20 protein-coding genes are annotated in these 24,232 nt (G+C 70.1%); 10 read left to right on the forward strand and 10 right to left on the reverse strand.

All coding sequences use genetic code 11. The features are described from left to right. Positions 1-91: 91 nt before the first annotated feature. The 7 genes from WME76_RS45375 (at position 92) to WME76_RS45405 (ending at position 9,046) form a co-directional block, all read left to right on the forward strand. Positions 92-1,912, forward strand: coding sequence for a M16 family metallopeptidase (locus tag WME76_RS45375; RefSeq protein WP_437962445.1), 1,821 nt, complete (start codon positions 92-94; stop codon positions 1,910-1,912). A 3-nt stretch (positions 1,913-1,915) separates the two neighbouring features. Continuing rightward, the gene (locus tag WME76_RS45380) at positions 1,916-3,646 is read left to right on the forward strand and encodes a M16 family metallopeptidase (RefSeq protein ID WP_437962446.1); all 1,731 of its coding nucleotides are present in this window, start codon (positions 1,916-1,918) and stop codon (positions 3,644-3,646) included. Further along, positions 3,643-4,449, forward strand: a complete 807-nt coding sequence (locus tag WME76_RS45385) for a phosphatase PAP2 family protein (protein ID WP_437962447.1) — start codon at positions 3,643-3,645, stop codon at positions 4,447-4,449. The genes WME76_RS45380 and WME76_RS45385 overlap by 4 nt, the downstream gene beginning before the upstream one ends. A gap of 53 nt (positions 4,450-4,502) precedes the next feature. Next, positions 4,503-5,393: a hypothetical protein gene (locus WME76_RS45390; protein ID WP_437962448.1), complete on the forward strand. Its 891-nt coding sequence runs from the start codon at positions 4,503-4,505 to the stop codon at positions 5,391-5,393. Next, entirely contained in the window at positions 5,390-6,238 is an 849-nt protein-coding gene (locus tag WME76_RS45395) for a hypothetical protein (RefSeq protein ID WP_437962449.1), read from the forward strand. Before WME76_RS45390 ends, WME76_RS45395 begins: the two co-directional genes overlap by 4 nt. A 5-nt stretch (positions 6,239-6,243) precedes the next feature. After that, entirely contained in the window at positions 6,244-8,385 is a 2,142-nt protein-coding gene (locus tag WME76_RS45400) for a tetratricopeptide repeat protein (RefSeq protein WP_437962450.1), read from the forward strand. Positions 8,386-8,587: 202 nt separating this feature from the next. Beyond that, positions 8,588-9,046 (forward strand): SRPBCC family protein, encoded by a 459-nt coding sequence (locus tag WME76_RS45405; RefSeq protein WP_061618386.1) that lies wholly within the window; start codon positions 8,588-8,590, stop codon positions 9,044-9,046. 83 nt (positions 9,047-9,129) lie between these two features. On the opposite strand, the gene WME76_RS45410 is transcribed toward WME76_RS45405, so the two are convergent. The 9 genes from WME76_RS45410 to WME76_RS45450 all read right to left on the reverse strand — a co-directional run bounded on the left by WME76_RS45410 (position 9,130) and on the right by WME76_RS45450 (position 18,992). Beyond that, the gene (locus WME76_RS45410) at positions 9,130-9,387 is read right to left on the reverse strand and encodes a hypothetical protein (RefSeq protein ID WP_437962451.1); all 258 of its coding nucleotides are present in this window, start codon (positions 9,385-9,387) and stop codon (positions 9,130-9,132) included. A 938-nt stretch (positions 9,388-10,325) separates the two neighbouring features. Then, entirely contained in the window at positions 10,326-11,501 is a 1,176-nt protein-coding gene (locus WME76_RS45415; RefSeq protein WP_437963025.1) for a sigma-54 interaction domain-containing protein, read from the reverse strand. Positions 11,502-11,630: 129 nt separating this feature from the next. Further along, positions 11,631-12,386 (reverse strand): ABC transporter ATP-binding protein, encoded by a 756-nt coding sequence (locus WME76_RS45420; protein WP_433934400.1) that lies wholly within the window; start codon positions 12,384-12,386, stop codon positions 11,631-11,633. Positions 12,387-12,405: 19 nt separating this feature from the next. Beyond that, complete coding sequence (locus WME76_RS45425) at positions 12,406-13,188, reverse strand: ABC transporter permease (protein ID WP_437289439.1); 783 nt, start codon at positions 13,186-13,188, stop codon at positions 12,406-12,408. Between the two features lie 38 nt (positions 13,189-13,226). Next, on the reverse strand, positions 13,227-14,087 hold the full coding sequence (locus WME76_RS45430) for an ABC transporter permease (protein WP_437289438.1): 861 nt from the start codon (positions 14,085-14,087) through the stop codon (positions 13,227-13,229). Between the two features lie 76 nt (positions 14,088-14,163). Beyond that, positions 14,164-15,246: an ABC transporter substrate-binding protein gene (locus tag WME76_RS45435; RefSeq protein ID WP_437962452.1), complete on the reverse strand. Its 1,083-nt coding sequence runs from the start codon at positions 15,244-15,246 to the stop codon at positions 14,164-14,166. Positions 15,247-15,416: 170 nt separating this feature from the next. Then, on the reverse strand, positions 15,417-17,084 hold the full coding sequence (locus WME76_RS45440; RefSeq protein ID WP_437962453.1) for a hypothetical protein: 1,668 nt from the start codon (positions 17,082-17,084) through the stop codon (positions 15,417-15,419). Between the two features lie 80 nt (positions 17,085-17,164). Continuing rightward, positions 17,165-18,694, reverse strand: a complete 1,530-nt coding sequence (locus WME76_RS45445; RefSeq protein ID WP_437962454.1) for an amidohydrolase family protein — start codon at positions 18,692-18,694, stop codon at positions 17,165-17,167. A gap of 145 nt (positions 18,695-18,839) precedes the next feature. After that, on the reverse strand, positions 18,840-18,992 hold the full coding sequence (locus tag WME76_RS45450) for a hypothetical protein (protein ID WP_437962455.1): 153 nt from the start codon (positions 18,990-18,992) through the stop codon (positions 18,840-18,842). 479 nt (positions 18,993-19,471) lie between these two features. Here WME76_RS45450 and WME76_RS45455 point away from each other — a divergent pair, with 479 nt between their 5' ends. Further along, on the forward strand, positions 19,472-20,287 hold the full coding sequence (locus WME76_RS45455; protein ID WP_437962456.1) for a TetR/AcrR family transcriptional regulator: 816 nt from the start codon (positions 19,472-19,474) through the stop codon (positions 20,285-20,287). Positions 20,288-20,430: 143 nt separating this feature from the next. Next, positions 20,431-22,122, forward strand: a complete 1,692-nt coding sequence (locus WME76_RS45460) for a hypothetical protein (protein WP_437962457.1) — start codon at positions 20,431-20,433, stop codon at positions 22,120-22,122. 48 nt (positions 22,123-22,170) lie between these two features. Here WME76_RS45460 and WME76_RS45465 read toward each other — a convergent pair whose 3' ends face one another. Next, positions 22,171-22,677 (reverse strand): winged helix-turn-helix transcriptional regulator, encoded by a 507-nt coding sequence (locus tag WME76_RS45465; RefSeq protein WP_437962458.1) that lies wholly within the window; start codon positions 22,675-22,677, stop codon positions 22,171-22,173. Between the two features lie 227 nt (positions 22,678-22,904). On the opposite strand from WME76_RS45465, the gene WME76_RS45470 reads away from it, so the two are divergent. Continuing rightward, positions 22,905-24,107, forward strand: a complete 1,203-nt coding sequence (locus WME76_RS45470; protein ID WP_437962459.1) for a serine hydrolase domain-containing protein — start codon at positions 22,905-22,907, stop codon at positions 24,105-24,107. Positions 24,108-24,232: the final 125 nt, after the last annotated feature.

Raw genomic sequence — 24,232 nt, forward strand, 5'->3', positions numbered from 1 at the left:
CCGCCGGACGTGATGCGCGCGGCGGAGATCCCGCCTCTCCAGGGGCGAAGTTTGCGCTGCGCCTCGGGCGATCTGCGGTAGAACCGCGCCCATGCGAGCCAACCATCCGTCCCAGCGGAGGCGCCTCCGGGCGCCCTCGTGCCTGTCCAGCGCGCTCGTCGTCGCGCTCGGCCTGACGTCGCCCACCTACGCCGCGCCACCGGCCGCTGCAGCGGCGCAGCCCGCAGCAGCGGCGCAACCCGCCGCCAAGCCGGCGGCGGCGCAGCCCGCGACGGCGGCGCAGCCCGCGACGGCGGCGCAGCCCGCGACCGCGGCGCAGCCCGCGACCGCGGCGCAGCCCGCGACCGCGGCGCAGCCCGCGACCGCGGCGCAGCCTGGCGCGAAGCCGGGGGCCGCGGCGCCGGCCTCGGCCAGCGTGAGCGTCATGGTGCCGGTCGAGAAGTACACGCTGCAGAACGGGCTCGAGGTGGTCCTGCACGAGGATCACCGCACGCCCGTCGTGGCCGTCAACGTCTGGTACCACGTGGGCTCCAAGGACGAGCCGAAGGGGAAGAACGGGTTCGCGCACCTCTTCGAGCACCTCATGTTCCAGGGCTCGAAGAACGTCGGCGAGGACATGTTCTTCAAGTACCTGGAGCGGGCCGGCGCGAGCGAGCGCAACGGGACGACCAACGCCGACAGGACCAACTACTTCGAGACCGTCCCGGCCAACGAGCTCGCGCTCGTGCTCTGGCTGGAGAGCGACCGGATGGGGTGGCTGCTCGACCACGCGAACGAGGAGACGTTCGCGAGCCAGCGCAACGTGGTGAAGAACGAGCGCCGCCAGAACTACGAGAACGCGCCCTACGGCCTCGTGCCGCAGTTCCTCCGCGCGGCCATGTTCCCGGAGAACCACCCCTACCACCTGCTGACCATCGGCACGCCCGAGGACCTCGACGCCGCCCGGATGGACGACGTGCGGGCCTTCTTCAAGACGTTCTACGCGCCGAACAACGCGACCCTCGTCATCGCCGGCGACATCGACAGGGACAGGGCGAAGGAGCTCGTTCACAGGTACTTCAGCCCGATCCCGAAGGGCGCCCCGCCGCCCGTGACGACGAAGCCCGACCCCGGCGACCTCGCGACCGAGAAGCGCCTCGAGATCGAGGCGGACGTGGAGCTGCCCCGCGTGACGATCAGCTGGGTGACGCCGCCGCACTTCGCGCCCGGCGACGCCGAGCTCGACCTCGTCGCCAACGTCCTCTCGTCGGGCAAGACGAGCCGGCTGTACAAGCGGCTGGTCTACGATCTCCAGATCGCGCAGGACGTCTTCGCGGGGCAGTCGTCGAGCCAGCTCGCCAGCACGTTCCAGATCACCGCCACCCTGAAGAAGGGCAAGTCGCCCGAGCAGGCCCTGAAGCTGATCGACGCCGAGCTCGAGAAGCTGCGCAAGGCGCCGCCGACGCAGGACGAGCACGAGCGGGCCCGGGCGAAGCTGCTGTCGGACCTGGTCTTCAGCATGGAGCAGGTGACCGCCCGCGCGAACGCGATCAACAACTACAACCAGCTCGCCGGCGATCCGGGGTACTTCCCGAAGGACGTGGCCAGGTACGAGACGGCCACGGCCGCCGACCTGCAGAAGGCGACAGCGGACTTCCTGCCCCAGGGCAGGCGCGTGATCGCCCTCGTCACACCGAAGCCGGGCGCCCCGAAGGCAGGGCGCCTCGTCAAGCAGACCGAGACGGCGGCGCCGGGGGCGGCGAAGGTCGCGGCCGCGGCGGCGACGAAGCCCGCGGCGGCGGCGGCGAAGCCCGCGGCGGCGGCGCCGGCGACCGGCAAGCCTGCGACAGCACCGGCAGTCAAGAAGCCCGCGGCCGGCACGCCCGCGGTCGAGAAGCCCGCGGCCGGCACGCCCGCGCCGAAGGGGGGTTGAGCCATGCACATGAAACGAATCTTCTCCGTCTCGCTCGCCGCAGCGGCGCTCGCCGCCTGCGCCTCGAACACGAAGGCGCCGCCCGCCGCCGCGCCGCCGCCCGCCGCCGCGCCGCCGCCCGCCGCCGCGCCGCCCCCGGAGGCGGCGGACGCGTTCCGCAAGTCGTCGCCGCCTCCAGGGCCGGAGGTGGTCTTCGTGCCGCCGCGGATCGAGGAGGCGAAGCTCGCGAACGGGATCCGCGTCCTCGTCGTGGAGCGGCACGAGCTGCCGATCGTCGCGGTGGAGGTGACCACCGTCCGGGGCGCCGATCAGGCCGCGCCGGGCGTCGGCGCGTTCGCGGGCGCGATGCTCACGCAGGGCACGAAGACCCGCAGCGCGCTCCAGTTCAGCGACGCGCTCGGCAAGCTCGGCGCGAACTTCGCGTCCGGGGTCAACTTCGACGGCGGCGGCGTGCAGGGCCAGAGCCTGGCGCCGCGGTTCGGCGAGATGCTCACGCTGCTCGGCGATGCGTACATGAACCCGGCGTTCGCGCCGGCCGAGATCGAGCGCGAGCGGTCGCGCCGCATCACCCAGCTCGCCGAGATGAACGACCGGCCCGCGTCGCTCCTCTCCATCGCCCAGGGCATGACCCTCTACCCCGACGGCCACGCGTACAGCGCGCCGCTGCTCGGCACCGAGGCGGCGCTCAAGAAGATCACGGCGGGCGCCCTCGCGAAGTTCCACGTCGCGCAGTTCCGGCCGGAGCTGACGACGGTCTCCATCGCCGGGAACATCACCAAGGCCGACGCGGTGAAGGAGGTGGAGCGGGTCTTCGGCGCCTGGAAGGGCCCGGTCGGCGCGCCGCCCGTGCCGGCGAAGGCGGAGCTCCCCGCGGATCCGCCGGCGCTCGACGCGGGCGCGCCGCGCGTCGTGATCGTCGACAGGCCCGGGCTCACGCAGTCGACCGTGACGGTGACGCTGCCCGGCGTGCCGCGCGCGACGAAGGACTACGACGCGCTGCTCGTGATGAACACCCTCCTCGGCGGGCAGTTCTCGAGCCGGCTCAACCTGAACCTGCGCGAGAAGCACGCCTACACCTACGGCGCGCGCTCCGGCTTCGAGATGCGCCACGGGCCCGGCCCGTTCTCCGCGGGCGGCGCGGTGGTGCGGGAGAACACCGGGCCGGCGGTGCGGGAGATCTTCGCGGAGATCGACCGGATGCGGAAGGAGCCCGTCACCCTCGAGGAGCTCGCGGACGCCAAGGCGAACCTCATCCGCCAGCTCCCGGCCCGCTTCGAGACGGCCGGCGCGACAGCGTCGACGGTCGCGAGCCTCGCGGTCTACGATCTGCCGCTCGACGAGTTCGGGACGCGGCCGGCGCGGATCCAGCGGATCACGCCTGCGGACGTGCAGCGGGTCGCGCAGAAGTACCTCGTGCCCGAGAAGCTCCGGGTCGTGCTGGTGGGCGACGCCAGCGCCGTCGGAGAGCAGCTCTCGGCGCTGCAGCTCGGTCCGGTGACCGTCCAGAAGGCGCCCGGCGTGACGGCTGGACAGCCGGCTGCCGGCAAGCCCGGGGCGGCGCAGGCGGCCAAGCCGGCGGCGCCCGCGCAGGCGGCCAAGCCGGCGGCCCCCGCGGTGCCCGCGCAGGCTGCCAAGCCGGCGGCACCCGCGCAGACCGCCAAGCCGGCGGCGCCCGCGCAGAGCGCCAAGCCCGCGGCGCCCCAGGCGACGCCGCCCGCCGCGAAGAAGCCGTGAGATACGCCGCGCCGCTCGCCTGCGTGTGCGCGCTGGCGTGGAGCACGCCCGCCGCCGCGCAGGCGGGACCGGCGGCCCCGGACTGGGCGTTCGGGGCGCCGGCGGGCGAGGTGGCCGTCGTCGCGGTCTGCACCGCCTCGCTGGCGACGTACCTGCTGCCTCAGCGCCGCTCGGCGTGGGGCGCAGCCTCCAGCGAGGAGCGCAACGAGACCCTCGGCCTCGCCAGCGACATCACCGGCGCCACCGTGGGCACGCTGCTCCAGCTCGGCAGCGGGTACGCCCTCGAGGGCAGCTACCTCGCGGGCACCGGCGTCCCCCACCCCTTCTCCCGGGCGCTCAGGACGTCGCTGATCGAGCTCGAGGCGGCGGCGCTGTCGACAGGCCTCTCGAGCATGATCAAGCGCCTGTCGGGCCGGTGCCGGCCGCGCTCGTGGCGGACGGATCGGTGTGGCGAGACCGATCTCGACTTCGACGCCTTCCCGTCGGGCCACACGACCCCGGTCGCGGCGATCGCGGGCGTGCGCCTCAACCTCGCGCTGCGCACGACCGGCGCCGCCGCGCCGCGCCTGGGCGCGCTCGCCCTCGCCGAGGCGGCCACGGTGGTGACGATGGCGCTGCGGATCGGCGCGGGCGCGCACTCGTGGCAGGACGTCGGCGCCGGCATGATCCTGGGCCACGTGACGGGCTTCGCGCTCGCGGCCATCCACCCGATCGCGCCGACCAGGACGCGGCTTGCGGCGGGCGCGCTGCCGCAGGAGCCGGGGGCGGATCCGGCGGCGTTTACTTGGACGTGGTCGTTTTGAGCCCTGATAAATAGGACTCGTCGACTGGGCCGATCCGAACTAGCCTGGTCCACGTGGCGAAGAATCGCGCTCCGCAGCAGCCCGCGAACCGTCCGCCCGCGGCCCAGCAGCCGCGGCCCCGAAAAAAGCACGTTCCATCAAAGAAGGCGAAGAACCGCGCGACGGAGCTTGCCTGGCGGATGCCGCTGGTGCACTACCCTGCAAGCGTCGGATTCGATACGTGGACTGGCTGGGACGGCCTGAAGAGCCGTGTTGCGCTCGGCATGGCACACGATCCGGGTAAGTTCGGTGAGCTCCGAGGCAAGCACGTGTTCGTCTATGGCGGCCCATGTTGTTACTACCGCAACGGGTGCGTGGGAGACGCGGTGATTTACTTCGATCCTGGCGCCGAGGCAGGAAAAGACGGCAGCGCGACGCCGTTCGACTCCGGCTCGCTCGAGGACAGCCCCCCGAAGCTCCAGCCGTTTCGTAGCCAAGGAGCAGACGCCGGCGTGTGCTGGCGCTTCTTCGAGCAACATGAGGTTCCTCTCGATACTTGGCGAGCTCGGTTCGAGCGGTGGCTCGCGCACGCCTACGACGATCCGGATCGTTATCTCGACACGCAGCCCGACCGGTATGCCGCCGGACAGCCCGATCGGCTGAAGCCGGCCGCCCTGCTGAAGCACAACGGCACCCGAGGGCGAGCTCGCTACGGGCCGGGCGAATGCGGCGACCGGCGGACCTGGACGTGGGAGGTGCGCATCGCGGCCGAGCTCTCGTTCGAGAAAATCGCGCTGTTGCACGTCCCGTTTGACGCTCTGCAGCGGGCGCTCGATGCGGCCGATCGGCTCCGCTTCCGCGGCGGGACGACGCCCGCGGTCGAGACCCTTCCGCGCGGCGAGCCCGGGTCGTATCGTTCGCTCTACGAGCATTCCGGCGAGGTGCTGAGGAGACTTCTGCGATGACAGAACGCACGAAGACGCTACGCGTCGGAGCGCACCGGGAACTTCCCGGGCTCCGAGCGGTCGGCCATCACGGCAGGGTGGCGCAGGACCAGACGCCGGCGCGACGCGAGGTTGTCCTCGCCGACGCCAAGGGACGACTGGTCGAGCTCGTCGAGGTTCGACCGCCACGAAAGAGCAAGGGCACGAGCGAGGACATCCACGAGGTCGCCGCCGCCGTGATCGGAAAGCTGACGGAGGAGGGGGCGCTTCCTGGCATCGGTACACGGTTCGGCCCGTGGCCTGCGCGGCTACATGACACCGTGGTGATCCTCGGCGAGCGCGAGCTTGCTCGCCTCGACCGCATTGCGAGGGGCTCCCCGAGAAGCGAGCCGAGCCGCATCGCGGCGCTGCTCCGGTGGCTCGGCCAGGGGGCGTCTCGCTCGGACGAGCTCGCGTGCGAGCGCGTCGAGGGCCTTGTCACGTGGTACTGCTCGGAGGAGGAATCCCTCGCGTTATGGAGGCGAATCCAGCCGATCGCGCGGCAGGACCTCCATGCCGCGGCCCGTCGCGAAGATCCGCACGAGCTACGCGATGCGAGCTTCTGGCTGTCGCGGACGGCACTGGCCGATGAGGACATCTACCTCGCGGTCACAGGGCTGCGCCGGGCGGGGTACCCGCACTGGGGGATCGTGCTCCGCCAGGGGATCCGCGACGCGCCCGACGAGGCGAGGTACGCAGGGCTGGAAGCGGCGGAGAAGGAACTGTCGAGCCTGCCGGTGCAGGCGTGTCGCGACAGCATAGCGAACCGCCTCCGCGGCCCACAGCGGCGACACATCGATGAAGCGTTCGAGGGGTTGGCTGCATAAGAGCGATGCGAGACAAGCTGATCCAGGCGTTCCCCATCTCGTGGCTGGAGCACATCTTCCTGCCAGCAGGGATGCTGCTTGTGGCGAAATCCGCGAGCAAGCCAGAAACCACGACGGTGCTGGTCCGCGGCGGGGCGGGGACCGGAAAAACCACCCTGGCCGTCGCCATTGCGCATGCGATAGCTCGCGAGCAAGCGGGCGTGGTCCTCTTCCTCACGACGGAGTTCGTGCCGACCGAGCTCGTGTACAAGGCCAAGGTCCTCGAGCTGCCCGATGGCATCATCATGGCCTTCCGCTCCCCTGCGGGAGAGCCCAAGCCGGGAGCGATCCTAGCCGAGCACCTGCTGCGCACGGAGGCGGGCGCGAAGGTGGAGACCAGCGCCCAACGCAAGCGGGCGGCGCTGCAGGCGGTGGCAGAGGTGCTGTCGTACCCGACGGGCGTGCTCTCGGCGGAGCTTCCGGCGGGGTTGCCTGTGCGGGCCGTCGTGATCGATGCGTTCGGGCTGCCGGAGACCGGGGGCGAGGACGAAGAGCGCGCGCTGCGCAGCGATCTGGTCGCTCTGATGCAAGCGCTGGAGCGGGAGGGCGTCTCGACGATCGTCGTCGAGGAGGCGACGACGACCGGGGCAGATCCGTGGCTCCCCTTCGTGACGGACATCGTCTTCGAGCTGGAGCTCGCGGCGGATTCGGACACAGGAGCGCTCCTGCGTAAGCTGAAGTGCCCGAAGAGCCGGTACAAGCCTGCGCTGCCTGGGCCTCACGACTATGGACTGCAGGAAGGGAAGCCCTGCGTGTGGCCGGACGTGCTGCTGGGAGGAGGTGGGCTGGCGCAGATCTCGTCGTCGGTGGAGTCGGCGCCGCCTCTGTTCTTCCCGCTTGCCGCTACCCGGGAGTACGTTAAATGTCCGCCGGGAACGGTGCTACTATCGCATCGCGACAAGGACGCGCTCGTCGTGGATGCATTCCTCAACACGCCCGGTATCCGTGTCGCAGCCGTCTACTTCGGTCCGCAGTCGATCGTCTCGCCACCAGAAGGTCCGGACCTCAGAATTCCTGAAGCTGCGGGCCCACTGAGCATCGCTTGGACGCTGCTGCGCCTGTATAGCAGCGGCGCGATCAACGCTGTATTCCTTCAGGAGCCGGATTACTTCCTGGAACGAGTTCGTTATCGAATCGGCACGGTTCATATGATAGCGATGCTGCGCGCGGCCGGCCTCCTGGTGTGCGTTCATGGCCGAAGCCGTACCCTCCAACCCTTCGCTTCCGTCGCGGACTACTCCGGAGAGACGTTCATGCGAAGAGATCTCCATCGCCGTGCGCCCGCGCGCCGATATCGCAGAGCAGCCCGGTGGTTTCCTGCGATCTCGCCGAAGAGAGCCAGCAACGATGCCCAGCCCAGGACGAGCTGGGCACACGCGATCCAAGAGATATTGGAAGGTCACGCCGCACCTCGACACATCATGGACACGATGTTTGACAACGTCCCCAGCGTCGCTTCTCCGCGGCAGAAGATAGGGTGGGCCACCGCCTGCTACCTCCTCGGTCAAGACGCACAGGCGGAGATGCTGTTGCGCGACGCTATAGAGCATGGCGACGGCGCGCTGGTAGCAAGCGCAGCGCTTTACATGGCGACCCTGGGAGACGAGCTGGTCGCCGCGCAGTTCTGCTTCGCTTCGGAGAGCGCTCTTCTGCGCGAGATCTGGTGCGCCCTCTGTGCCGTCTACGGCTCGAACGACGCCGCACTGGGAATGCTTAGCCCTATCGTCAGGAGGAGAGCCTCTTTCTCGCTCTTCATGCTCTGGGCGTTGAGCAGCCGGCGCCGAATCGAGGAGGCGGATCATTTTCTTCAGGCGTTTGTCCAGCAGCACAAGATCCTCCCCGCATGGCTCGTCTCACGCGCGGAGTCCGAGATTCGCCTCGACTCCGGCGTTCGGGACAGCATCTCCGAGGGCATCCAGCGTCTCAGCGCCCTCGGCGATGACGCGACGATCCCGGCGATTCCACGTGCCGAGGTCTTCTTCAACCTTGGCATGGCTCGTGAGCGAACGAACGAGCTCCGCGGTGCCATCGAAGCGTACGAGCGCGCCTTGGCCCTCAATCCCCTCCTCGAGGCAGCCGAGGCGGCACTCGCGGAGCTACGTGTGTGACAATGTGGGAACGTTGCGCGCTCGTGCACATCGAGTACGGCTGGCTGCTCCACCATTCGCCAGCCGCAGCGGCCGACACGATCCCGTACCCCTACCATCATCGGTCCCCCTCGTTAGTTTCACCAAACGTTCAAGCCGGCCGGGGCACCGGCATCTGGGCTGACCGCAGGCGCCTCGCCTCCCCGCGATCCATGCTCGCGCCATGCCCATCTTCGAGAAGCGCACGCGCATCGCCGCGCCCCCCGAGCGGGTCTTCGCCTTCCACGAGGAGCCCGACGCCCTCGAGCGCCTCACGCCCCCCTGGGAGCACGCGCGCGTCCTGGAGAAGACCGGCGGGATCCTCGTCGGCGCGCGCGTGGTCATGGAGACGCGCGTCGGCCCTGTCCCGCTGCGCTGGGTCGCCGAGCACACGCAGTACGAGCAGGGCCGGATGTTCCAGGACACGCAGCGCAGCGGGCCGTTCAAGCGATGGGTCCACACGCACCGCACGGACCCCGACGGCGCGGGCGGCTGCTACCTCACCGATCACGTGGAGTACGAGCTCCCGCTCGGCGCGCTCGGGCAGCTCGGCGGCGCCCGCTTCGTCCGGCGCAAGCTGGAGAGGATGTTCGACTACCGCCACGAGGTGACGCGGCGGGCGTGCGAGGCGCCGCCGCGGTAACAGGCTCACCTGGCACCGCGGCGCGCGCGCCGCGCGCCTCCACCTGCCGCGGCGGCCCCCGGCGCCCGCCCTTCAGCCCGCCTTCAGCGGCGCGGATCGCCCTCGGGGCGCCCGCCTGGGTGCTCCGGATCGAACTGCGCCGGTCGGTCGTTCTGCGGTCCGTCTGCCGTGTATCCCCGCTGCGACGCGCCCTGCTGTCGGGCGATCTGCTCGACATCGCTCGAGCCCTGCGTTGTCTCGTCGTTCAACTGCCGCGTCGGCGCCCCCGGCTCCTGCTGCTCGCCGCCGATCTGCCGATCAGCCTGCTCGCTCGGTCCTGCGTGCTGTTTCGTGGGTTCCATGGTTTGACCCTGGAGCCCGATCGCTGAGTGTAAAGCCCCCGTTGCCAAGACGGACGCCGGCCGGCGCATCCAGGGGGTGCCGACGTTCGTGCTCTTCCACGGCGGACGAGAGCTCGACCGCCGCAGCGGCGTGGCATTGCGCGCCGATCTGGAGCGCTGGATCGTGAGCCATTCCGGACAGCCCCAGACGCGCGCAAGCCACGCCTGAGCCGCGCCGCGGGCCGCGACGGGCGCCGTGAGACGGGGCGACACGCCACACCTGCACGCAACATCGGGTCAACAACGCTGGCGTTCTCACCGGGACTGGCGTCCGTGCATTCAAGTGCACCGCCCGGCGGGCACGGCGCCATGGTGAACCCATGACCGATTACGAGCAGGCCAATTCGCCCATTTCGAATTCCGCATGGCCATTGGACACATGCGGGCGTTCGAGCTGACCGAGCGGCTACCGCGCGCGTTGCGACGGGCCCAGCAGCGTGCGATCCTTTCCGTGCTCAGCGAGCGAATGCTGGAGCTCCTCAGAGAGGCCTCGATGAACCCCGACAAGATCCCGGAGACACCCGCCGCCAGGAAGCTGCGCCTCTTCCTCGAAGCACAGGGGCGGAAGAAGGGACGGGCAGAGGGCGAGGCCAGGGGACGGGCAGAGGGACGGCAAGACGCGCGATCACGCTGCTGCGGGCGCGCGGCCTCTCGCCCTCACAGGACGACGAGGCGCGCATCCGCGCCTGCGCCGACGCAGCGAAGCTCGACCGCTGGATCGCGCGCGCCGCCACGGCCACGACGCTGCGCGAGGCCCTCGGGGGGACGAGACCCCCGGCCGCGAGGGCTCGCCCCCGCGCGCCGGGTCGCTCCCGGCCGACGCCCGCGTCGCGCTCCTGAGCCGCGCCGGCCTCACCGCAGCGGCGCCCAGCCCAGCGCAGCCCCGCCAGCGCGCCCTCTCAGCTCGTCCCCGGGACGCGCGACGACTCGACCGGCTCGCCCCGCCCGAACACCGCGGCGGCCGCCCCGCCGCGCGCCGCGCGGTAGCGCGCCAGCTCGCCGAACTGCGCGAGCCGGGCGCGCACGATGTTCCTGCTGATGCCGAGCAGCCGCGCCGTCTGGAGCTGATTGCGATCGCAATACCGGTACGCCGTCCGGATGATCGTCTCCTCGATCTGCTCGTGCAGGTTCGGCAGGTTCTGCTCGAACAGCGCGAGCAACGCGCCCTCCAGCGACGTCGCCTGCGGCGTCGGCCCGACCTGGGACGCGACGTCCGCCGCCCCCCGGTCGACCCCCCGCTCCGAAGGAGGCGGGCTCGTCGCCGCCTTCGGCAGGAGCGCCGTGAGCCGCAGATCCGCCACGGCGATCTGATGGCCTTTGCAGACGAGGAGCGCGTGGTGCATCGCGTTCTCGAGCTCCCGGATGTTCCCGGGCCACGGGTGCTCCAGGAGCCTCGCCGCCGCCTCCGCCGTGAGCGCGGCCGGCCCCGAGCCGAGCCGGTGCGCGTAGAGATCGAGGAAGTAGCGCGCCAGCGGGAGGATGTCGCCCGGCCGCTCGCGCAGCGGCGGGAGCGCCAGCGTCGCCACGTTGAGCCGGTAGAACAGGTCCTCGCGGAACTTCCGCGCGGTCACCGCCTCCTCCAGGTCCACGTTGGTCGCCGCGATGAGCCGCACGTCGATCGGGATCGGCTGGCGCGATCCGAGCCGCACCACCTCGCGCTCCTGCAGCACGCGGAGCAGCTTCACCTGGAGCGGCAACGAGAGATCCCCGATCTCGTCGAGGAACAGCGTGCCGCCGTCCGCGGCCTCGAACCATCCGGCCTTCGCGGTCGTCGCCCCGGTGAAGGCGCCCTTCTCGTGGCCGAACAGCTCGCTCTCGACCAGCGACTCCGACCAGGCTCCGCAGTTGACCGCCACGAACGGCCGCCCCCGACGATGGCTCAACGCATGGATGTGGCGCGCGACAAGCTCCTTGCCCGTGCCGGTCTCCCCCGTCACGAGCAGCGTCGCGTCGCTCGGCGAGAGCTGCCGGATCCGATCGAGGATCGCCTGCGACCGGGGATCCTCGAAGACAAGCGCCTTGGCCCGCAGAGAGAGAGCCAGCGCGCCAGGGTTGGGAAGCGTGAGCAAGGGCATCGTCATCGGGCGTCACTCACCATGATAGCGGATGGTTCGTCCATTATAACGGACACCGCGGACGTGCGCCAGGATCTTCTGCGGGCGACGCCTTAGGGCGGCCCCGTCCCCCCCGAGCCGCGCGGCGCGCTACGCCTCGAGGAGGTAGCCGCGGACCTCGTCGGTGAGGACCTTGATGTCGTGATCGGTGCGGGACCGGGGGCGCGGCACGTCGACGGGGACGACGCGCTTGATCCGCCCGGGCCGCGGCTCGAGCACGACGACCCTGTCGCCCAGGAACACGGCCTCCTCGACGTCGTGCGTGACGAGGATCATCGTGATCTGCTCCGTCTGCCAGATGCGCTGGAGCTCCTGCTGCAGCTTCGTGCGGGTCAGCGCGTCGAGCGCGCCGAACGGCTCGTCGAGGAGCAGGATGCCAGGCCGGTTGACCAGCCCGCGCGCGATCGCCGCCCGCTGCGCCATCCCGCCGGAGAGCTGGTGCGGGTAGGCCCGCTTGAACGCCGACAGACCGACGAGCTCGAGGTGATCGTCGACGGCGCGGGTCTTCTCGGCCGCCGTCCATGTCGAGTTCTCGAGGCCGAGGGCGACGTTCTGCTCGATGGTGAGCCAGGGGAAGAGCCGGTGCTCCTGGAAGACGATCCCCCGGTCGAGGCTCGTCCCCTCGACACGCGCGCCGCCGACCAGGATGTCGCCCTGGTAGTCGCTGTCCAGCCCGACGAGGAGCCGGAGGAGCGTCGACTTGCCGCAACCGCTCGTGCCCACGACGCTGATGAACTCGCCGGGGTGAATTGTCAGGCCGATCCCCTGGAGTACCTGCAGGGACTCGTCCTTGACCACGTACTTCTTGCTGACATCGCGAATGTTGATGACTCCGGGCGAGCTCATGTTCTCTCCTTCCAACGTTTCACACGCCGCGGACGCGCCATCGCAGCAGGCGCTCCTCCGCGGCCGTAGCCAGCGCGTTCAGGCCGAAGCCCACGAGGCCGGACACGAAGAGCCCGACCAGCACGACATCCATCGCGAAGCGCTCGCGCCCGTCGACCATCAGGCTGCCGACGCCGGGGGCGGGCTCGAGCAGGTACTCGGCCCCGATCGTGCCGAGCCACGCGTAGATGAGCCCCTGATGGACGCCGGCGAAGAGCGACGGCGCGGCCGACGGCAGGACGACCTTGCGCAGCACCTGCCACCGCGAGAAGCGGAGGACGCGCGCCACCTCGATGTGCTCGACAGCGACGCTCCGCACGCCTTCATAGGTGTTCACGACGACCGGGTAGAAGGCGGAGAGCGCGATGAACGCGACCTTCGCCTCCTCGCCGACGCCGAGCCACACCGACATGAGCGGGATCCACGCGAACAGCGCGACCTGCTTCGCGGCGTGGAAGCTCGGCGACAGCAGCCGGTCGGCGACGCGCGAGAGGGCGAGGAGGCCGCCGACGGCGGTGCCCGCCGCGACGCCGAGCGAGAGCCCGAGCAGATCCCGGAGCAGGCTGGCCCGGAGGTGGCCCCAGAGCTCCCCGCTCTCGTGCAGCCCTCGCGCGGCCTCCCAGACGGCGAGCGGCGGGACGAGGATGCGGGTGTTGGTGAGCTCGTAGCGGCAGACCACGATCCACGCGACGACGAGAAAGATGGGCAGGACAAGGCCGCGCCGGAGCCGCGGCGCTGTCAGAGCATGGGTGATGGCGCTCATCGTTGTTGTTCCTGTCGAGGTGCGGGAGGTGCGCGATGTCAGAGCGCGGCGCGCCGCCAGCGGAGGAGGCGGGCCTCGATCGTCTCGAGCCCCTTGTCGAGCGCGAGCCCGAGGATCCCCACGACGAGGATCGCCGCGAGCACCACGTCGAGCTGGAAGAGCTGGCGGCCCCAGACGATCAGGAACCCGACGCCCTCGGAGGACGCCAGGAGCTCGACCGTGACGAGCGACAGCCACGCTTGCGTGAGCCCATAGCGGATCCCCACGGCGATCGAGGGGACGGCCGAGGGGAGCACGACCTTCCGGAGGAGCTGGACGTTGCTGAACCGGAAGACCCGGGCGACCTCGATGTACGACCGGGGGACGTTCTTGATGCCCTGGAGCGTGTTCAGCGCCACCGGGATGAGGCTCGCCTGCGCGATGAGGATCAGCTTGAGCGACTCGCCGATGCCCACCACCATCATGAACAGCGGCAGCCACGCGAGGACGGGCACCTGCGCGAGCGCCCGGAAGAGCGGGTGAACGTACTCCTCGATGCGCCGCGAGAGGCCCATGGCGACGCCGAGCAGCAGGCCGGCCGCGCCGCCGAGGGCGAAGCCGCCGAAGACGCGCCCGAGGCTGATGGCGATGTTCGAGTGCAGGTCTCCCGAGCTGGCGAGCTCGGTCAGCGTCTGCACCACCAGCCCCGGCGCCGGCAGGATCTGCGGCGGGATCAGCTCGCGCTGCGAGGCGTAGCCCCACGCGAGGAGGAGCGCCGCCGGGAAGATGAGCCCCACGGCGACGTTGCCCACCCGCCGCGACAGGAGCGGCGCGGCGCCGCCCGCGGGCAGCGCCACCTGAGGCGCCGCGAGCTCGTAGGCGGCCTGGGTCTGGCTTTCTTGGATTCCCTGCTGCGTCATCTTCATTGCCTTTCTATCGTGGTAGGCCGCCCTGCCCGCGCGCGCCGCGGACGCCGCCGCGCTCCGCCCTCCGCCCTCATTGCCTGCCGGGGTGCTTGACCTTCCCGTTCGCGTCGAACTCGGGCCAGTAGCCCTCGAGGTTCAGCTCCTTGAGCGCCGCGTTCAGGAACCTGAGGTCGATCCACGAGTCGACGTCGAACGTGTTCCTGATGAGGCCGAAGCGCTTCGCGTCGGCCGCCGCCGCCTTGTAGCGGGAGATCAGGTACTCATCGAACAGGGGGCTCGCGCGCACCTTGAGCGAGTCGCCCGCCTGGTCGGCCTTGTAGTTCGAGTACGGCACGCCCGACTTGGACCAGAGCTGGTAGATGGGCGCCGGGTTGGCCTCGTTCTGCGCGATCCAGTGGGCGGCTTGCACGACGACCTTGACGACGCGCCTGGTGATGTCCGGGTACTTGTTCGCGAAATCCTCGGTGACGATCAGGTGGGCGTGGCGCAGGTACGTCGGCGAGTCGTTCTTCGTCGAGTAGACGATCTTCGCGATCCCCTGGTCCTGGAGCGTGTAGAGGTCGGACCCGCCGAACGCCGCGTCGATGTCCCGGGTGGCGAGCGCCGCCTTGGCGGTCGCGCTATCCATGTTGAGGATCCGGAGGTCGCGCTCCGACAGCCCGCTCCCCGCGAGGATCTTGTTCACGGCGAGCTGGAGGTTCGTGCCCTTGAAGAGGGCGACCTTCTTCCCCTTGAGGTCCGCGAGCGACGAGATCGACGAGTCCGAAGGGACGGCCAGGTAGGTGTGCTGGCGCGTCGACACCCCGGCGAGGAGCTTCGTCTTGAGCCCCCCTGCCCTGCCGATGCTCGACGGCAGGTCTCCCTGGAGCGCGAAATCGAGGAGGCCGTTCGCGTAGGCCTCGTTGACGGCGGGGCCAGCGCCCTTGAAGAAGGACCACTGGATCTTGATGTTGTCCTTCTTGAACTCCTCCTCGAGGAGCCCGCGCGCGTGCACCACGCTGAGGCTGCTGCCGCCCACGAAGGGCCGGTTGCCGATCCCCACCCCGGCGAACGCCACGCGGATGACGGTCGGCGCGTCCGCCCGCGCCACGTGCGACGTGAAGGTCAAGATCGCCGCGATAAGGATCTGTACGATGATAAGAGCTCGTCTCATGATTCTCCTCTCTGAATTCTCTGCAACCTGCCGGCTGACCGCCGCCCGAGCGATGCTCTCCCGCACAGGAGACGGGCCCAGATCGGCGTTTTCGGCGCGCAGGCGTACTCCCGTACGCCGAGCACCGAAAACGTCGAGGTGGGCCCGTATCCGAAGCGGGTGAGCATCGCTCAGAAGCCGCCCTGGAGCTGGGCGAGCAGCTCGTGCTGGGCGCCTTGCGTGTTCGTGCGGTCGTCACGACGGTTGAAGTTGAGCTGGAACTTCGTCGTCTCCGCGAAGAAGAGGTTGAAGCCGAGCGTGTAGACGTCGACCCGGTTCTCCAGCACCTCGGTGCTCGGATCGAAGAGGTCGACCCGGATGAACGGCTGGTAGGTCTTCGGCCACCAGTCGTCGTATCGGCCCTGGTTACGATAGCCCCTCAGGAACTGCTCGCCCCAGTTGTAGAAGACGGTGGCCACGTGCGACAGGCTCGAGAGCCTCGACTTCTGCGGATCTTCCGGCGTGGTCCCGAGCGTCACGTCGTCCTGACCGTAGATGAACTCGTAGGTGAGGCCGATCGGGTAGTGGTTGTAGTAGATATCGCCGCCGTAGCGGCGCTTGGCGCCCTTCCCGGACAGCGTCTTCTTCTCGTCCTTGAGGAACGTGTTCTGCCAGCCGATGTACACGCTCCCGCCCAGCGTGATCTGCCGAAGGAGGGAGTTGTAGTCGGAGGGAACGGTGAACGCCAGGCGACCGATGATGTCCTTCTCGCTGTTGTCGTCGGGCGTGTTCGGCCCGCTCCCGTTGACGAGGCCGACGGCGTACGCGAGGACGGGCGCGCGGTAGTTGTAGCCGTAGTCCACCTGCGGCAGCACGTCGCCCCGGATGATGAGCCCGAGCTCGCGCCGGTTCAGCCCGAGCTTCGTCGTGAACTGCGCGTTGGTGATCACCGGCTTGAGCTCCTCGCTCGCCGGGACCTCGAGCCCGAACGGCAAGAGCTGCTGGCCCAGGGTGATTTGCAGGACCCAGTCCTCGGGGGCGAGGGTGGGGAGCACGGAGTACGAGAGCTGGGCGTCCAGCAGGTTGAGGAAGCTGTTGTTGCTCGCCTGCTGGGGCGAGGCGCCGAAGCGCAGCGAGTAGGTGAGGTTGCGCCCTTCCTCGTAGTCCTTGTAGAGGATGCCGTTGAACGAGAGGAGCGCGGCGCCCGTGTCGAACGTCACCTTGCGGTCGTTCGACGTCGCCGTGTTCACCGGCTGCTCCGTCCATCCGATGCGCGTCTGGATGACGCCGCCGATGAGGAGCGAGCGGGTCGAGATGGCGGTGTGGAGATCGCGCTCTCGCTGCCACTGGAACTTGAAGTTCTCGAGATCGGTGACGAGCCCTTGCAGATCGTCGCGGGTCACGGCGTTGGGGTCGGGCTCGACGAAGGCCTCGGCGGTCGGGTCCCCCGCGGGCGAGGTGACGGGCGACGGCACGCCCGGGACGGCGCCCGGGGCCGTCGGCCCGGCAGCCGCGGTACCTGGCGTGGTGGCCGGGGCCGCGCCGGCAGCGGCCGGAGCCGCTCCAGCAGGGCCCGGGGCCGCACCGGCGGGCGCAGGGGCGGCGCCGGCCGGCGCCGCGCCGGCGGGCGCAGCAGGGGCCGGCGCCGCGCCGGCAGGAGCCGCGCCGGCAGGAGCCGCGCCGGCGGGCGCACGGGCCGGCGCTGCACCCGCGGGGGCCGGCGCCGCGCCAGCAGGCGCGGGGCGCTCCCCCTGGGCTCTTCCGGGCTGGTTCTGCGCGCTCGCGTGGCTCACGCAGAGGACGACGGTCGTCGCGAGGATCGTGGAGATGGCTGTTCTTGAACGGTCAAGCAAACGCATGAATGGATCCAGGGAGGTTCGTTTTCTCGAAATCACGCCGCGCGGGGCTGCTCTCGTCAGCCCCGCGCGGCGCACGTCCGTCAGGCAGCCTTGCTCTTCGGCAGCTTCTGCTCGACCGCGGTTCCCGCGAAGAAGCCGGGGTTCTTGCCGGCGAAGAAGTTGTAAGGATGGGTGAACACGAGGTCGCGGAAGTTCGCCTCCGTGAGCGCCCCCCGCTCAACGAGGCTCCACGTGTCCGCGAGGACCTCGGTCAGATCCGGCACGTCCCAGTGGCCGCTGTCCGACGCCCAGAAGGCGTTGAGCTGCACGCCGAGCGGGTTGACCTTCGTGTTGAACGCGTAGGCGATGGTCGGGTCGTCCGCCTCCGAGCCGAAGTAGAAGTTCGGCACGTACCGGTCGCGGATGTCCTCGATCCGCTCGATGCCCGCCGCCGCGAAGTCATCGAGCGCGCCCGGGTCCTGCGGCTGACGCCGCGAGTTGTTCGACACGCCGAGCGCCCCGCCGAGGACGGCGTTGATGTCGCCGAGCCGCGCCTCGACCTCCTGACCGCCGTACTGCTGGTAGAGCGCGTAGAGCAGCTTCGCGTCGATGAGGTCAGGGTTGTAGTTCTGGACGGCCTTGCCGTTGCGCTTCTCCCAGTGGCCGACGAGATCGGCGAAGAGCGTCGCGCCCCACGCCGCGCCCCCCTCGAGGAAGCCGACGCGGAGGTCGGGGAACCGCCGGGTCACGCCGCTGAAGAAGAGCGACTTCGCGAGCGCCTCGGAGGCGGAGGCGAAGTGGCCGATGTGGTTGTACATGTAGCTCGACACCGAGCTGCGGCTCGTCCACCCCATCCCGGCAGAGTGGGTGGTCAGCACCGTCTTCAGCTCGACCGCCTTGGCCCAGAACGGGTCGTAGTTGTATTCGCTGTCCACGCCGAACGTGTCGAGCCAGTTCGCGTGCCGCGCGACGTCCGGATGGTGGCGGGACGGGTACTTCTCGGCCACCGACCGGACGGGCCGCCGGAGGTTGCCCGGGATGAGCGCGACCTTCAGGCCGAGCTCGCGCACGGCGAACTCGAGCTCCTCGACCCCCTCCTCCGGCGTGTGCAGCGGAATGGCGGCGACGGGCGTGAGGCGGTCGGCGTACGGCCGGTACGCGTCGGCGTGGTAGGCGTTGACCGCGCGGATGAGCACCCTGCGCAGATCCTCCTTGCCGACGTGGGTGGCGAACGTGGAGACGTTCGGGAACAGCACCGCGTAATCGGTCCCCGACTCGCCGAGCCGCTCGTGCAGCAGCCTGGGCAGCGACACCGTGGCGAGATCGAGGGTGTTCTTGGTCGGCAGGGCCCACCACGGCGGCCGCACCGAGCGCTGCGCGGCGCGCTGCTCGGGCGTGAGCTCGTACCACTCGTTGCTCAGGTAACCGAACCCCCGGTTGATCGCCTGGCGGAACTCGTCGACGTACTTCGCGCCGCCGTACTTCGCGATGTAATCCTCGAGGATCGGGGCGAACTCGATCGTGTGCAGATCGGTGTCGATGACCGGGTAATCCAGCTTGTCGCGCACCGCCCGCGAGCGAGAGGTCTTCTTGCCGTCTTTCAGCGAGAGGTGAGAGGATGAGATGCTCATTGACGATGTCTCCATGGTTCGGTCGCGCGCTCGCGCAGCCGCAGCGGCGCTGCGCGCCCGCGATCGAGGCGGCTCGGGCGGCGCGCGCCGCTCCATGCGGGAGGGCGCGCCCGCTGCTGTCCTGAAATCGTGAGAGGCCTTCGAGCTAGAGCGCCGCGAGCGCGGCGCTCGGACAGCGCGTGGCGGTCCAACGCTCGACGCCCGCGCCGCGCTGGCGGGGCGTGAGGCGCGCCGGCGCGTCGCCCGCGGCGGCGCCGAGCGGCATGACGGCAGGATCGCCCGCGTGGGCGTTCGTCATGGTCGTGCTGGTAAGGACGAGTGAAATCGCGGCGAGCGCGACCACTGGAGTTTTCATGGCGGCCTTCAGGTGAGCTGTCGCCCTGACGCGTTGCACTGAGCGGACCAGGCCCTCGCGGCGGCAGGCGCCGCGCACCCTGTCAGCAGAGCAAATCGACGAACGTTGCTCCATCGACGCTTTGCACGGCGCGTACCAGCCTTATGTCCGCTGTGCAAGACGCCGATCCGCTATACCGGAGGCCCCCCTGCTGCTCCAGCAGCAGGCGCCGTGCTGCGGAGGTGCTGCTGGAGCAGCAGGCAGCCGCCTCGCGCGCCCAGAGCGCATCGCCCTGCCCGGGTGAGCGTCGCGCGGGGAGGTCTTGCATTGACGTGCTGCTCCGATCCCGCACATACTTCCACCATGCGGTGTTCCGTAATGCGTGCAGTACGGTGTACGATGTCGAGGGTTGCTGTCAAGCTCGCGGCACCGGGGGCGGCTCGATGAAGAAGAGCCCCGCGAAGCCGGCGAGGAAGCGCGCGCAGCGCGAGGTGGAGGCGCGGGCGCCCGACCCGGCGCGGACCCTCGCCCTGCTCTGGGGCTCTCACGGCAAGCCCGGGCGATCGGGGCTGACGGTGCGCGCGATCGTGTCAGCCGCCATCGAGCTCGCCGACGCGGGAGGGCTGGATGCCGTCTCCATGCGTCAGCTCGCGGACCAGCTGAACGTCGGCACCATGTCGCTCTACACGCACGTCCCCGGCAAGGCCGAGCTGACCGATCTCATGGTCGACACGGTCTATGGCCACCTCTACGACGACGTGGACGCGCCGTCGCGGCAGCCGGGGGGGTGGCGCGAGTCGCTCCGGCACATCGCCCAGCGCAACTGGGACCTGTACCAGGCGCACCCGTGGCTGCTCGAGATCGTCACGGCGCGCCCTGTGCTCGGCCCCAACGTCTCGCTCAAGTACGAGGCAGAGCTGCGGCCTCTCGACGGCCTCGGCCTCACCGACGTGGAGATGGATTCGGTGCTCACCCTCCTCCTCACGCACGTCGAAGGGACGGCGAGGGCGCAGGCGAACGCGAAGCGCACCCTCCAGGAGAGCGGCATGACGGACGTGGAGTGGTGGGTCGCGACCGCCCCGCTGCTCGACAAGGTCATCGACGCGAAGCGGTTCCCCGTCGCGACGCGCGTCGGGCAATCGGCCGGCCACGCATACCAGGGCGCGTCGAGCCCCGAGCACGCTCTCCGCTTCGGCCTGGAGCGCATCCTCGACGCCGTCTCGCTCCTGATCTCGGAGCGACAACTCAACACTACTTAAGACCAATTAACATTCACCACTCACGCGTGGATGGCCTGATCACCGCGACCGTGTGAGCTTGACAGCACACCGGGTTATTCCTATCGAGACTGCGCCGGAGGAGCGGACTCGCGCCCCGGCCACTTCGTTCGAGGAGGAATCGAATGCGAACTCTGGTTGCACCGGCGGCGGTCTGGTTGAGCGTCCTCATGTCCGCTTGCTCCGCGGAGGAAGCCGCCTCTTGCGACGACTGCGGTGAGGCCGCCGCGGCGCTCGGCGCCGAGGCGGCCGCGGCGCTCGGGTTCGAGGCGCTGAGCGGCTGGACGGCCAGCGCGGGCTCGCTGTCGCTGAGCGCCACGCGGAGCGAGGGCGAGCGCGCGCTCTCGGTCGCGAACGTCGGTTACACGGTGATCCAGCGCGCGCCGCTCGCGATCGGCGACCCGATCAAGAGCGCGGTCTCGATCGACGTCCGCGTCCCCGAGCAGCAGCCGAACCCCTGGTGGGCCGGCGAGCTCTCCCTGGCGATACAGGTCCCCTCGAAGGGCGTATCGCAGACCCTGGGGACGAGATCGCTGACGGGCCTCGCGCAGGGCACCTTCCATCGGCTCACGTTCGCGGTCCCGCCGGCGGTCCAGCAGGCGCTGTCCACCAGCAGCACGCCCGCCCCCCTCTGGTCGTTCTCCATCACCCTCAACGTGCCGTCCGGCAGCGGGCCGCACCTCCTCGATCGGCTCGACGTCGTCGACGCCGGCCCGCCGGTCGCCGCCGCGCCGTTGCCGCCGTGGCTGGAGTACTGCGACACCGGCCCTTGCGCGACGGTCGCGCCGCCGGTCGTCTATCTTTGCCCCGAGAGCAACCCGCTCTGCACGCCGGTCCGGAAGACCACCGTCGTTCCGAACGTGGACGGCAGGCCGATCAGCGGCGTGTTCCTGCCGATGACGCTGCCGGAAGGGGCGTCGCTGCGCCTCGTGTCCGGCGCCGCGACCGTGAGCTTCAACACGGTGACGACCTCGTATGCACCGGGCATCGTTCTGCACTCGGATCTCGACGTGCTGCTCAGCTACTACGACGTGGCGCCGGTCTGGAACGGGACGACCCCGCTCACGTTCGAGAGCTCGCGGCAGAGCTCCGCGATCATGGACAGCGTGTTCTATCGCCACCCCTCGTACGACACGGGGACCGCCGCGGCGGATCTGCACGCGCAGGGGCTCGACGCCGTCTCGATCGAGCGCTCGATGACCGGCCTCACCTCCGAGAAGCTCGACGCGTTCTTCATGCCTTCCGAGCTGGGCGGGGTCATGGGAGAGGGCAACTGGTCGTACGGAGACGGGACGATCACGATCAACTACGGCAATCCGCCGTTCATCGCGCACAAGGGGGGCATCCCGAACGCGGCGATGCCGCGGTTCGCCCACGAGAACGCGCACGAGCTGTACGACGAGATCAGCGCCTCGATCTCCGGCGACGATTCGTGCCTCAACGAGGGCATCGCCGACGCGCTGGCGTTCCTGACCGGGTACTTGCCGGTCGAGGACTTCGGCCCCCTCGGCCTGACCGGGATCGACTTTGACACGGGGTGCACCGAGCTCACGAGGACGCACGACATCGGCAACTGCTATTTCTGGCACGTGAAGAACGCCGGGCTGCTCACCGAGAGCTTCATGCACGGGATCTTCCACCCGCAGCACCCGTATGACTTCAATAGCTGCACGCAGAACGTGGAGCAGACGGGCAACAGCATCCTCGTCTACTTCACGGAGGCCGCGGGCGGCGCCGACATGGTGCCGGTGCTCGACGCGATGGAGATCCCCCACGCCGGGTCGTACCAGGCCGCCAGGCTGGCGCTCGGGCTCTGAGCCTCTCTCGCCGCGCGGCGGCCTCGCCGCGACGAGCGTCCGGCGGGGTCAGCTCCGCGCCGCGCGGCGCGCGCAGACCGCCTCGTAGGCCGCCTGCAGCCGCTCGCCGACGGTGGGCCCCTCGCGCCTCGCCGGCACGCCGAGGTGGGTCTCGCGCAGCTCGGCCATGAACTGATCCCACATGGCCGGACCGCCCTCCTCCAGGAGCTGCGCGCGAATGCTGAGCTCCTCGCTCACCGGCATGTACCGGCGACCCCAGGCGCCCAGGTGCGCGAAGATGGGCACCAGGGCGATCGCCTTCTCCGTCAGGCTGTAGACCGCCTTCTGCTTGTGCGTGGGATCGTCGGCCTTCGTGATCATCCCCGCCTCCTGGAGCGACCTCAGGCGATCGGCGAGGATGTTGGAGGAGATCCCCTCCTCCGACCGGGTGAGCAGCTCACGGAAGTGGCGGCGGCCGCCGAACATCATGTCGCGCAGGAGGATCAGGCTCCAGCGGTCCCCGAACACCTCGAGCGAGAGGTTGATCGGGCAGCCCGACCTGTACGTGGCGCTCATCCGTGGCTCCTCGGAAACTGGTTGCACTTTCGCACCGGAGATCCTATCCTGCAACTAGTTGTAAAATGCAACCGGTGCCAGATTCGTATCAGTAGCGGGTGATGCGGGCTCAGGGCACGCGCGCGACGTCGGGATGCGCCGATCGACGCCGCGTGCTGGCTGGGATCGCTGCGCTGGTGGCCGCAGGGATGGGGGGCGCCTGTCGCCCCGAAGAGGAGGAGCGAGCGATGGGCGAGGGCGGGTTTTCCGGGGCGGGGCTGGAGCGGATGCGCGCGGCGATGGCGGCGCACGTGGAGCGGGGCGATCTGCCTGGCGTCGTGACGCTGGTCAGCCGCGGTGGCGAGACGCACGCGGACGCGATCGGCAAGACGGCCTTCGGCGACGCCGGGCCGGTGCAGCGCGACACCCTCTTCCGGATCGCCTCGGTCACGAAGCCCATCGCGGGCGCAGCGGCGATGATGCTGGTCGAGGACGGGACGCTCCGGCTCGATGAGCCGGTGGACTCCCTGTTGCCGGAGCTCGCGAATCGAAGGGTCCTGCGGGCGCTGGATGGCCCCGTGGACGACACCGAGCCAGCGCGGCGCCCGATCCTGGTCAGCGACCTCCTCACCCTGCGCATGGGCGTCGGCGCGATCATGGCGCCGGGCGACCATCCCATCGTCCAGGCCATGATGGACAGGGGCGTCGCGGTCGGGCCGCAGCTCCCGGACGCGCCGAGCCCCGACGCCTGGCTGCAGGACCTCGGCTCGCTGCCGCTGATGCATCACCCGGGCGAGGCATGGATGTACGACACGTCCCTCACCGTGCTGGGCGCGCTGATCGCCAGGGCCTCTGGCCTGCCGCTGGAGGCCTTCCTGCGCGAGCGCGTCTTCGAGCCGCTCGGGATGAAGGACACCGGCTTCAGCGTGCCCGCGGACAAGCTCCATCGCCTGCCGGTCTGCTACGTGCGCAACCCTCGAACAGGGCAGCTCGAGGTCTTCGATCCCGCGGGCCGCGAGAGCCGGTTCAGCCGCGCCCCCGGCTTTCCGTCCGCCGCCGGCGGCCTCGTCTCGACCGCGGACGACGTCCTCGCGTTCGCCAGGATGATGCTCAACAGGGGCGAGCACGGGGGCAAGCGGCTCCTCTCCGCGCGCTCGGTCGAGCTCATGACCACCGACCACATCACCCCGGCGCAGAAGGCGATCTCGCCGTTCGGCCCCGGCTTCTGGGAGAGCCGCGGCTGGGGTTATGCGTTATCCATCGTCACCAGGGCGAGGCCGGGTGAGCCGCGCGGCCTCGGCTGGGATGGCGGCTACGGCACGTCCTGCTACTGGGATCCGGAGACGGGCGTGATCGGCGTGCTGATGACCCAGCGCCTGATGGACTCGCCCACCGCGCCGCCGGCATTCGTGGATTTCTGGCGCTCGACCTACGAGGCGGCGGGGGCGTGAGGGCAACAGGGTCGCCGCCTCGCGGTGGGGCCGGCGTGCTGCGCAGGGCAGCGCAGCGCTCCGGCTGCCCGGTCCCGGGCAGCGCGAGGCGCCTCTCGGTCCCTGGGCAGCGCGAGGGGCTTCGC

Source organism: Sorangium sp. So ce119, from assembly GCF_051524405.1.
Taxonomy (GTDB): domain Bacteria; phylum Myxococcota_A; class Polyangia; order Polyangiales; family Polyangiaceae; genus Sorangium; species Sorangium cellulosum_G.